This window comes from Acholeplasma oculi (assembly GCF_900166985.1).
GTDB lineage: Bacteria > Bacillota_I > Bacilli_A > Acholeplasmatales > Acholeplasmataceae > Acholeplasma > Acholeplasma oculi.
Genome location: NZ_FUZK01000002.1, coordinates 56,349 through 68,354, shown reverse-complemented (window position 1 = coordinate 68,354; position 12,006 = coordinate 56,349). Strand labels below are relative to the sequence as shown.

Annotated in this window: 12 protein-coding genes; all 12 read left to right on the top strand. The window is 30.7% G+C overall.

The window, feature by feature from the left end; translation table 11 throughout:
• Complete coding sequence (locus B5X49_RS04455; RefSeq protein ID WP_045748905.1) at window positions 1–801, top strand: InlB B-repeat-containing protein; 801 nt, start codon at window positions 1–3, stop codon at window positions 799–801.
• Window positions 783–1,568: a hypothetical protein gene (locus B5X49_RS04450; protein WP_079560693.1), complete on the top strand. Its 786-nt coding sequence runs from the start codon at window positions 783–785 to the stop codon at window positions 1,566–1,568. Before B5X49_RS04455 ends, B5X49_RS04450 begins: the two co-directional genes overlap by 19 nt.
• Window positions 1,555–2,052, top strand: a complete 498-nt coding sequence (locus B5X49_RS04445) for a hypothetical protein (RefSeq protein WP_045748907.1) — start codon at window positions 1,555–1,557, stop codon at window positions 2,050–2,052. Before B5X49_RS04450 ends, B5X49_RS04445 begins: the two co-directional genes overlap by 14 nt.
• 11 nt (window positions 2,053–2,063) lie before the next feature.
• Window positions 2,064–4,178, top strand: a complete 2,115-nt coding sequence (locus B5X49_RS04440; RefSeq protein ID WP_045748908.1) for a leucine-rich repeat protein — start codon at window positions 2,064–2,066, stop codon at window positions 4,176–4,178.
• Window positions 4,179–4,247: 69 nt separating this feature from the next.
• Window positions 4,248–5,021 carry a Fe-S cluster assembly ATPase SufC gene (sufC, locus tag B5X49_RS04435; protein WP_045748909.1) on the top strand — a complete coding sequence of 258 codons (774 nt, stop codon included), beginning with the start codon at window positions 4,248–4,250 and terminating at the stop codon, window positions 5,019–5,021.
• Window positions 5,022–5,023: 2 nt separating this feature from the next.
• Window positions 5,024–5,896: a SufD family Fe-S cluster assembly protein gene (locus tag B5X49_RS04430; protein WP_159444485.1), complete on the top strand. Its 873-nt coding sequence runs from the start codon at window positions 5,024–5,026 to the stop codon at window positions 5,894–5,896.
• A 2-nt stretch (window positions 5,897–5,898) separates the two neighbouring features.
• On the top strand, window positions 5,899–7,101 hold the full coding sequence (locus tag B5X49_RS04425) for an aminotransferase class V-fold PLP-dependent enzyme (protein ID WP_052669897.1): 1,203 nt from the start codon (window positions 5,899–5,901) through the stop codon (window positions 7,099–7,101).
• Window positions 7,102–7,112: 11 nt separating this feature from the next.
• Window positions 7,113–7,559, top strand: coding sequence for a Fe-S cluster assembly sulfur transfer protein SufU (gene sufU / locus B5X49_RS04420; protein ID WP_045748911.1), 447 nt, complete (start codon window positions 7,113–7,115; stop codon window positions 7,557–7,559).
• Window positions 7,552–8,961, top strand: coding sequence for a Fe-S cluster assembly protein SufB (gene sufB / locus B5X49_RS04415; RefSeq protein WP_045748912.1), 1,410 nt, complete (start codon window positions 7,552–7,554; stop codon window positions 8,959–8,961). Before sufU ends, sufB begins: the two co-directional genes overlap by 8 nt.
• A 940-nt stretch (window positions 8,962–9,901) precedes the next feature.
• Window positions 9,902–10,936: a Mur ligase family protein gene (locus B5X49_RS04405; RefSeq protein WP_045748914.1), complete on the top strand. Its 1,035-nt coding sequence runs from the start codon at window positions 9,902–9,904 to the stop codon at window positions 10,934–10,936.
• A gap of 1 nt (window position 10,937) precedes the next feature.
• Window positions 10,938–11,363 carry a hypothetical protein gene (locus B5X49_RS04400; protein ID WP_045748915.1) on the top strand — a complete coding sequence of 142 codons (426 nt, stop codon included), beginning with the start codon at window positions 10,938–10,940 and terminating at the stop codon, window positions 11,361–11,363.
• A 27-nt stretch (window positions 11,364–11,390) separates the two neighbouring features.
• On the top strand, window positions 11,391–12,005 hold the full coding sequence (locus B5X49_RS04395) for a hypothetical protein (RefSeq protein ID WP_045748916.1): 615 nt from the start codon (window positions 11,391–11,393) through the stop codon (window positions 12,003–12,005).
• Window position 12,006 lies beyond the last annotated feature (1 nt).

Below are 12,006 nucleotides of genomic sequence, written 5' to 3'. Positions count from 1 at the left end.
ATGAAAAAAATATTTTTACTCATCATGGTATTGACCCTAGGACTTGTCATTGTAGGGTGTTCAGATGCGAAATACTCTGACGATACAGTCAATATTGTCTTTTTTACAGATGCCAATGAAGGTGGATCAACGATTCAACCCTACTTAAATCTTGAACCGGGTGATTTGGTTGAAGAACCAGAAGATCCAACAAGAACAGGATTTGAATTTGTTGGATGGTTCCAAGATTTACAAAGAACAATCCCTTGGGATTTTGATGTAAATGTCGTTCCAGAAGCTTCCATCTTACTTTATGCAAAATGGGCTCCAATTGTTTCTATTATTATTTATGATACAAATGGCGGTACAATGCCTAATACGAATTATCCTACTGAATATAATCCAGGAGATCGATCTGTATTACCAAATCCAACAAGAACTGGTTATCAATTTATCGCGTGGTATTTATATGATTGGGATGAAGAGTTATTAAACACTAAACCTGGTGATAGAGGATATCAAACGATTCCTGCAAATAGTTTTGGTGAGTTATATTTATATGCTCACTGGAGACCAATTGAAGTTGTTGTAACATTCTCAGTAAACTTCCCTGGTACAGTTGATAAACCTAATGCACCTGCTAACCAATATTATAAATATGGTCAAGAAATTGATTTCCCAGTATTAGCAAATGCTGGTGGATATCGTTTCCTTGGTTGGAATTCTTCATCTAATGGAACAGGTACTTGGTATGTTAATGGTGATTTATTCACAAGAACAACAAGAACGACTGCGTATGCGATATGGGAACCAATAGTTTAGACATTCAAAAACAATATCAGTACTATTTAAAGAAGAGAAATCACTTTCTCTTTTTTATCATAGGATCGGTATTTGTTTTAGCACTAATCTACATCATATTACTCCAATTTCAAATAGATGATTCCATCATACTTACAATCCAGTTACCACTCGCAGTGATATTATCAGTCTATATTTTAATCAAGAAACAAAAGTTTAATTATTATGTCATGCAGCTTGAATATTACACCATGCTCAAAGACGATTTAGGACCAATTCATGCACCAGTCTCATTTTTCTCTAAAAGTTTTGTAGAGAAAATTCAAGAGGATGGTTATCATGAAGGTTATCAAAATAAAGACTTTATATTATATTATCAATTTATACCAAAATTAAAAAACATCGTTAAATCTGGACATGTTTTAATTGTTTTGCTTTTTGCAAAACACCCAAAGTTTGATTTTTATAGTGATGAAGTAGATAAGATTATTCAAAACTTATACATGAATTACAAAGATGAGAAAAAGGTTAGAAAACAATTGGTCTTACAGTTTAAAAAGTATGAATCCTTTGATTTGGATGTTAAAATGGATTTAGATGGTATTATCAATTTTAAAGCTGCAGACAACTATCTCATACATTTGAATGTTGGTTACTTTACCAAAACAAATGAAATCTATTATCTAAGACCTAAAACAAGATTCCCTAATAAATATTATTATGTTCTTTCTGAACTGATTCAACATTATGCAGGGATAAAAAATGAGGAAACACATGAAAAAAAATAAATTTGAATTTGTAAACAACAATGAAGAAGAGGTTTTTGAATCCAAAGATTCAGATGTTGTTACAAAAAATGAATTAACAGAAGAAGAAAAAGAAAGAAGACGTAAACGTGAATTTCAGATTAAAGTGGTTAAAGCAACAATATTTTTAACCTTATTATCGACATTAATCACGCTATTTGGACTCTTTTGGCAAGATGATTATTCATTAATGGCGATAGGTGATGCATTATGGCTCACATTTGCCATTTTACTGGGTACAGGCTGGATTATGTTTGTTTATAACGAAAACATCTTCTCGCCCCTATTACATGGCTTAAAAACATTAGGACTCATGGTCGTTGGTAAAAGACCTAAGGAAGATTACTATCATTACATGAAAAACATACAAGAAAATCCAATTCCTAAGTTTTACTATGTGATTGTATTTATATTTGCACTTATTACATTAATCCCTGCACTCATCATTATGTTTATGTTTTTATAAGGAGTATTTCCATGGAATTTTTCGATAAAATTAAATCAATACAGGATAACCTTTATTACAAAGAAGGTCTTAAATATGAATTTGGGACAGATGTAAAAAAAGATTATCAAAAAGCATATCAGTTATATCAAAAAGCAGCAAGTGAAGGACATCATATTTCAAAAGATAAACTAAAATATGCCAATTTCAGCCTAAATTCAGTGTGGATTTTTGCAATTGGTTTAATTCTATCTTTAACTATAAGTATTTTAGAAAACCAAATTTGGTTTGGTTTTTTATCGTTTGGTTTGGTATTAGTCATTGTAACTATTAAAGATTTTAAGAAGTACTGGATCAAAACAGGTTATGCAAATATTCTAAATTTATCCATCTTCTTTGTATCTGCACTCATTTTATTACCAATGACTGCAATCATACCGTATTTATTTGGTATTACAACACTGCCACTCACACTCTTAACAGTCATTGGATTCTTTGTTTTAATTGCGGGTATCATCATGATGATTTCCGATAAAAAAAGGATGAATTTATCGGTTATTTTATCAGGTGTAGTGGTTTTATTCTTATCGATTATAACTTACATGATTCCAACACCTGATAAAACATTTACATTTAAAGAAGTTGAGGGTGGGGTTGAAATTACAGGTGTGAGAATTCCAACAACAATTCATGAGATTCCTTTAAAGTTAAATAACCGTCCAGTTGTTGGTATTGGTTCACAAGCATTTAGAGGTTACCCACTGGATCACTTATATGTACATCCAGGCGTTCAATATATTAAATCCTATGCTTTTTATAATAGTTCTTTAAAATCCATTGATTTACCGGATTCCATTTTATTATCCGAAGGGGTATTTGCATATACGGATATTGAGGACTTTGTTGTGCCTCATACGTTTACGCATATTCCAGAGGGATTATTTGCAGGATCTAGAATTAAAAACATTACATTACCGAGTGGATTAACACACATTGAAAGAAATGCTTTTTCAGGTACTGTCAACTTAGAACAAATTGAACTCCCATTAGGACTTTTATCCATTGGGGATCATGCATTTGCAAATTCAACAATTGAATCACTTGAGATGCCTGATTCAGTCGTTTACTTGGGTCGTGGTGTATTTGTTAATACATTTAGCTTAACTGAAGTTCAATTTTCAAACCAAATACATAAAATTCCAGATGAAACCTTCCGAGGTAATTATGCCATCCAACACTATGAAGTTCCAAGTTTTATCACTGAAATTGGGAATGAAGCTTTTAGTGGAATGCATGCCTTAACATCCATTGATTTACACGATCAAATTGGATGGATTGGAGAAGGTGCATTATCAAACAATTTAGGGTTAACTGAAATTGTATTTCCAAGTAATATACTTGATTTATCGGATGAAATGTTAAGAGATTCAAGTAACATTACATCGGTAGAATTACCTGAAGGATTAATAAGAATTGGTAATCAAGCTTTTATGGGTTTAACCAAAATAGAAAATATTTCAATTCCTTCAACTGTTGTAACAATTGGCTCTCAAGCATTTGAAGAAGCTAGAAGTCTTGAAGAAATCAATATTCCTGAAGGTGTTACTTTTTTAGGTGGACGTGCATTTTATAATAATGATGCATTAAAAGAAATCATTCTACCAAACTCACTAACAGTTATTAGCGATAATTTATTTGCTGAGGCTAATTTACTGGATACAATTACACTTCCTAACCAACTTACACGTATTGGTAAAAATGCTTTTAGAGAGAATAAAGGTCTTAAACATCTGATACTACCAGACACAGTTACGGTTGTAGATGAGTTTGCTTTCTTTAATGCAACAAACCTTGAATCCATTGATTTGGGTACAGGTATAGAAACGATTGGTTCAAGTGCATTTTTAAATAATTACAAATTACAAACAATCAGTGATTTAAGTCAAGTCACCTCTATTGGAGATTTTGCTTTTGCCCATAACAGGGCATTAGAATATGTCAAATTATCATCTGATATTACATTTGTGGGATATCAAACATTTGTAGGATGTACGGTACTAAATATAGAAATTGTGGGAAATGATATACCAAGTTCATGGAGTTCTCAGTGGAATTCAAGCAATAGACCCTACATCTTTATTACATAAAGCCATTTACTTATAAAGAACGTCATTATTTGTTATAATGACTTTGATAAAAATATAAAAGGAGCAACTATGTCAACATTATCTATTAATAATTTACATGTATCAATTGAGGATAAAGAAATCCTAAAGGGTGTGAATCTTGTTGTTAAAACAGGTGAAGTGCATGCAATTATGGGACCTAATGGAACAGGTAAATCTACATTAGCATCTGCACTCATGGGACATCCTAAATATGAAGTAACTGAAGGGACAGCATTTCTAGATGAATCAAACCTTTTAGAACTTGAAGTTGATGAGCGTGCCAAAGCAGGTCTATTTTTAGCGATGCAATACCCACAAGAGGTATCTGGTGTTACAAACTCAGATTTTATGAGAAGTGCATTAAAAGCTGTTTCTGGTAAAGATGTACCACTAATTAAGTTCATTATGGAATATGAAAAAAATGCAGAAGATTTAAAAATGCGTGAAGACTTACCACACAGATATTTAAATGAAGGTTTTTCTGGTGGTGAAAGAAAAAGAAATGAGATTTTACAGTTAAAGACTTTAAAACCAAAAATTGCTATTCTTGATGAAATTGATTCAGGACTTGATATTGATGCATTAAGAATTGTTGGTGAAAATGTAAATCAAATGATCTCAAAAGATTTTGGATGTATTTTAATTACACACTATCAACGTATATTAGATTACATTAAACCAACACACGTACATATCATGATTGATGGAAAAATCGTATTAACAGGTAACCATGAATTGATTGAAAAGATTGATCAATCTGGTTATGAATGGATTAAAGAAGAATTAGGCATTGACTTTGAAGTTGGTAAAGAAAACTTATGAGCATGATCCATTTCTCCAAAAATAAAGAAATCCATCAACCATTACCAAATGGTGTCACCATCAGTGGTGACACATTAACGATTACTAAAAACACAAAATTAGAAGATACTTTAACAATTAAAGTACATAACGAACGTGTGGAATCACTCCATATCGTATTTGATAATTTTTCTGAAGCTAAGGTTATCCTTGAAATCATAGATAGCTTAGAATCACCTGCAAATTATCAAGTATCACTTGAAAATAAAACAGGTAGTCATGTTAAGTTTCTACTAATTACTGAGATAAAATCTAAATCATCTACACTGGATTTTAAATCATCCAGTTTAAATGATTCAGAAATGGAATTTATCGGTGGCTTTATTAATGATGATTTAAATGCTAAACTCTTTTTAGATTTAAATGGTCAAGGTGCATCCCTAAGGGTAAGAACAATTGCTGTATCTTCAAAAGATCATCAACAAAGTTTAGATGTTCATATGACGCATTATGCTAAAAATACAAGCGCTGAAATGACAAATATCGGGATTGCAGGTTCCAATGGAATCGTTAAAATCAATGGTGTAGGTCAAATTGAGGCAGGTATGAAAGGCTCTAGTGCTTTCCAAACACTCAAAGGTGTTATTACCAATGATTTAGCACAAATTGATGTCAATCCAATATTGATTATTGATGAATTTGATGTTAAAGCAGGTCATGCGGCAACTGTTGGTAAAATTGAAGAGGATGTATTATATTATTTAATGAGTCGTGGTTTATCACTAGATGAGGCACAAAGACTCGTTATTAACGGATATTTAAGACCTGTTATTGATGAAATTGATGATGAGTTAATTAAAGAAAATGTTATTAAACTAGTAAACGAGAGAATATAAACATGATAAACGTTGAAGCAATTAGAAAACAATTTTTAGTATATAAGAAGTATCCTAATCTTAGGTTTTTTGATTCTGCAGCTTCATCGTTAAAACATAAAAATGTTGTTAAGGCTATGACTGATTATTTATCTTATAATGGTACAAATGTCCATAGAGGTGTATATAGCTTAGCTCAGGAAGCAACAGATTTATATGAAAAAGGAAGAACGGATGTTGCTAGATTTATCGGTTCAAATCTAGAAGAAGTTATCTTTACAAAATCAACAACACATGCATTAAATATGCTTGCTAGAGGTTTAAAAGATTTACTTCAAAAAGGTGATGAGATTGTTTTATCTGGTTTAGAACATCATTCCAATTTACTACCATGGTTAGAACTTGCAACTGAACAAGGTTTAATTGTTAAATGGATTACACCAGAAGATGGAAAAATTACAATTCCCAACTTCAAAAAAGTATTGTCCAGTCGAACAAGATTAGTCATTACCCATCATATATCCAATGTTATGGGGTATATAACACCTATAGAAAAGATGATTGAACTCTCGCATAAAGTAGGTGCTTATGTCGTTTTAGATGCTGCACAAAGTATTGCATATAAAAAGCTTAATGTAGCAAATTTAGATGTAGATTTTGTTGCTTTTAGCGGGCATAAAATGTATGGGCCAAATGGAGTAGGTGTTTTATATGGAAAATATAAACTACTTGAACTTATTAAACCTGCAGAATTTGGTGGTGAAATGGTGGATAAAGTAATTTTACCTAAATCCACATTTAAAGCACCTCCGTATAAATTTGAATCTGGAACACCACCGATTGCTGAAGTGATTGGTTTAAGTGAAGCCATCAAATTTATTGAAAAAGTGGGACAAAAGAAGTTATATCAACATGCACTTTATTTAAGAAACTATTGTTTAGATAAACTTAAAAATGAACCATTTATTGAAATTTATAATCAAGCTGAAAATAGCACTTTACTTACATTTAATATTGAAGGTGTTCATCCACATGATACAGCAAGCTTCTTAGACCAATATGAAGTTGCTGTTAGGGCAGGACATCATTGTAATCAATTAACAATGAAGTATTTAAATCAAGATGCAACAAACCGTGCATCATTTAGTTGTTATAACTCAATAGAGGATTGCAACATCTTAATTGATGCAATACTAGAAACAAGAAATTTTTTCAAAAACATTTAAAGGAAAATCATATGGACTTAAAGACGCTTTATAGAGAAGTGATTATGGATCACTATAAATACCCAAAACATAAGGGTTTACTTAATGATGAGACATATTTAACTGTACAATTGAATAACCCAACGTGTGGAGATGATTTAATCGTACAACTACTCGTTGAAAATGGCGTCATTAAAGATTTAAGACAACAAGGAAAAGGATGTAGTATTTGCTGTGCATCAGCAAGTGTTGCAGCATCCACATTAATTGGCTTAACCATTGATAAAGCATTAGAAACGATTCTTGAATTTTATGAAATGATTAAAGGTGAACCCTTTGATCAACAATTAATGGATGGGGATGTACTTGCATTCCAATCTGTTCACCAGTTTCCAGCAAGAATAAAATGTGCAACACTTGCATGGAAAGCTTATGAAAAAGGGTTACTCCCTTTGAAAGGAGATACACATCATGGATGATAATAAAAAGAAAATTGATGAAATCGTAGGCGATTATCAATTTGGATTTAAAACCGAATCAAAACCTGTATTTGATATGGGTAAAGGTATTAATGAAGATATCGTAAGAGAAATCTCTAAAATTAAAAATGAACCAGCTTGGATGACAGAGTATAGAGTTAAGGCATATCAAAACTTTATGAACTTGAAAAATCCTACATGGGGACCCGATTTAAGTTTTATTGATTTTGATTCATTTACATACTATATTCGTGCAACAGACCGTGCAATGAACTCATGGGATGATGTTCCTAAAGAAATTAAAGATACGTTTGAACGTTTAGGAATTCCACAAGCAGAAAGAAATTACTTAGCAGGTGTCACAACACAGTTTGAATCAGAAGTTGTATATCATAGTACACAAAAAGAATTAGAAAACTTAGGTGTAATTTATGTGGACACAGACACTGCATTAAGAGAGTATCCTGAACTTGTAAAAGAATATTTTGGAACGGTTGTACCAAGTAATGATAATAAATATGCGGCACTAAATAGTGCTGTTTGGAGTGGAGGTTCATTTATTTATGTACCTAAAGGTGTCAAAGTAACGAAACCGCTTCAATCATATTTTAGAATCAATTCCGATCAAATGGGTCAATTTGAAAGAACATTAATTGTTGTGGATGAAGGTGCATATGTCAACTATGTTGAAGGATGTACCGCTCCAATCTATCAAAAGGATTCACTACATGTTGCAAACGTTGAAATTATTGTTAAAAAAGATGCAACATGTCGTTATACAACCATTCAAAACTGGAGTAATAATGTAATTAACCTAGTTACCAAACGTGCACATGTCTATGAAAATGGACATATGGAGTGGATTGATGGAAATATTGGATCGAACGTGAATATGAAATATCCATCTTGTATTCTTTTAGGAGAATATGCAAAGGGTACAACGATATCAATTGCTTTTGCTGGTAAAAACCAGTGGCAAGATGCAGGTGCTAGAATGATTCACGTAGCACCTAATACAACATCCAATATTATTTCTAAGTCTATATCTCGTGGTGGTGGAAAAGTAAATTACCGTGGAAAAGTTTCTTTTGGTAAACGTGCTAAAGGTAGTAAATCCAATATTGAATGTGACACAATTATTTTAGATGATATATCTACATCCGATACAATTCCAATTAATGTGATTAAAAACTCAGATGTTTTCTTACAACATGAGGCGACTGTATCTAAGATTTCAGAAGAACAATTATTTTATCTAATGAGTCGTGGATTAAGTGAAGCAGAAGCAACAGAAATGATTGTTATGGGCTTTATTGAGCCTTTCGCAAAAGAACTTCCAATGGAATATGCAGTTGAGTTAAATCAATTGATTAAACTTGAAATGGAAGGTTCCATCGGTTAATTTATACAAATAGATGAAAAAGAAGAATTCAATGATGTGAACCCCAAAAAAGTAGACATTAATAAAGGTCTACTTTTTTTGTTTGCTGTACCGGAGTATTTGTTCATATAGTTTTGTTTTAAATTTTTTATCATTAACAATGTAATCAACAAAGAATAACTTCATGGAATTCCAAAATACTTATTGAACTTCTAAGAATTACGAATTAATGTCCTTGAAATTTCTTTTAATGAATAGAAGATTTACGCAATTTATTTAAATATTGAACTCAATGTGAAAACGTTTATATGAGAGAAAAACATATTGTTGGAGGTATTGGTTAATCTATTAGGAGGATAAATTGCAAGAATAATATATAAAAATCAAGGATTTTTTACCAATATTGAAGAATGAAAATGTACAGATACTTGAAATAGTTTCATTATACTATGAATTGTATGATGTTGATAATGGTACAATACATCATAAAATATTTTGTATTCTATACATTGATAAAACATATGATTGCTTTGATGAGATCAGTCAAAGATATGGACTGGATATAAAAACACTATACAACTATAGAAAAAAATATGAAAAATTCATGAAAAAAATAAGTGATATATCACAAAAAAAAGAAATTTAATCGGTAATAAATTTACCGATAAGATGTATTAATACAATGTTAAAATCCAGTTAAGTCGTACTTGATGGGGATTTTATGATAATCAACGCAATTAATGCAATATTTATAGTAAGCGTATTAAATATTAGTAATACCATTACTTCCTTCAATGAAGTTATAAGGTTCAATTTAAATGAAGATATAGAAATAACGCTAAAACAGTTCTTGTAGGTAGAACTTTTTAGTGTTTTTGTCGTATAAAAGGTAGAGTGTATAAACTTCGTTGTTTGTAAACAAAATTATTATTAAAAATATAGTACTTGGGAGGATTAAGGGTTGAAAGTTATTGTTATCACAGGATCATATGGAAAAAAATCTGTAACAAAAATATTGTTTGATTATTTTAAAAAAATAAGACATAGGACTAAGCTGTATAAACTTGAAGAAATAATTGAGGTGGACAATCCAAAAAATATTCAAGACATTATAGATAAGGATAAATTAGAAGGGATACAGGTAGTAATATTAGAGACATCATTTAAACATCTAAACTTGCTTGAAATGATTGAATGTGAGGTATTACTGATAACAAATTATTATAAAAATAAAGCAGTTGATAATGTAACTATAGGTCAATTGAATATCCTTTTAAAGAAGTTTATAAATAATTGTAGTCAAATTATAGTGAACTCAAATTGTATGAATCAAACACACTTAGTTGCGGAAAATATAAAAACTTTTGGTATAGATAATACCTCTGACTATAAACTAAAGATTTCTTCAGATACAATAGATGGTCTCAAAATAGAATACGGTAATCAAATTCTAAGAACAAGTTTGATCACCAGTCTACATGCGGAAAACATTCTTTGTGCTATAGCTGTATTAGAGTCAATGGAACTATTGAATGTAAGAAAAATTCAAATAGTAATTAGAAATATTCAAGTGGATGGCCATATACAAAGTATTAACTTTAGAAATAGAAGAACGATGATTGTGGATAAGAGATCAAATAATTTTAGAGATTTGATAGATGCCATAGTTCGAACAACAAAAAGCTATAACTATAAACTGATGATTATGATGAATGAACCAATGCATCACAGCTTAAAGACTTGGTCGGAAAGTCAGGATATGTTAGAGTTAAAAAAGAGTAAATACACTTATATTATGAACGATAGTAAGCGTTTAGAAGAGAATGGACAACTTCTATCTAGAACTTTAGTTCAACAAGGTGTTTATTTATTTGAGTGTTTTGACAACTCGAGTCACTATAATAAAAAAATTTACAAAAGTATTAAGAAAAATGAGATTCTAATAATTTTGACACAAGAAAAAATATCAAAAATATTAAGAGATATGGAGAATTAAGATGAACCAAATTGAAATGATTTTAAGTTATGCTTCAACGATTATCATCTTTCTAGTATCGAGTATAACGTATGTTGTGAAATATATTAAGAGAGTTAAGGAATTAAAAATCATGAATGACTCAAAATTATTAGAATCAGAATTAGAACGATTAATGATATTAGCTGAGCAGTTTATGGTAGATGGAAATACTAAAGAATCATTTGTACTAGATAGACTAAAACACTTTGCTCAAGAGTTAAAAATTGATTTTAAGTATGATGAGATACATGGGAAAATATTGAATTTAATTCAATTAACAAAAAACATAAATTATTTTAAAACTGAGGATCAAACAATAAAAACATCTAGTTTGGAAGCTGAAAAAAACGACTTAGAATCAGGTGTAAAGAGTCCGTTTAGAACATATATTAATGATCATAAATGAATAGAAAAAACAGAATGGAGAATGGAAATGGGATTTTTCTTTAATGAACCAAATAAAAAATATGCAGTTATAAACTTTATAGACAGTGAGGGTTTGATTTACAAAGCAGTAAGATGCAGAATAAATGAAAGAATATTTGTACCTACGCTCAATGGTGAAGAACACTATAAAATAGATCCAATTACTAATGATGTATCGTACCTATTCATAAGTGATTGGTTAGATTCAAATAATCAAGTGGTAACTGAGGTTATTGCTTCAGGACCATATGATTACTATGCGGATATATATGAATTAGACTTTTATCAAACGGCAGTTATGGAAACAGGAGTTGATCATAGTCAACATATGATGGCGAATCGCCCATTTTATATATATTCCAATAAAGAAATTTACCTAAAAACTACTAACTATCAAGGTTATACAATTGAACCAAGTATCACACATGTTAGAGATTCTTCAGGGAAGATAATTAATAAGGTAAGCTTTCATGTGGTTGGTTTAGTGAACAGTCCTGGTCAAACTACAATTTTTGAACCTGAATTTAAAATATATAAAGAACAAGCACTCATTCATCAAATAGGAATAATTAAATTTGGAATACTAATTGTTCACTCAAGTTCACAACCAACAGGAGATTAAT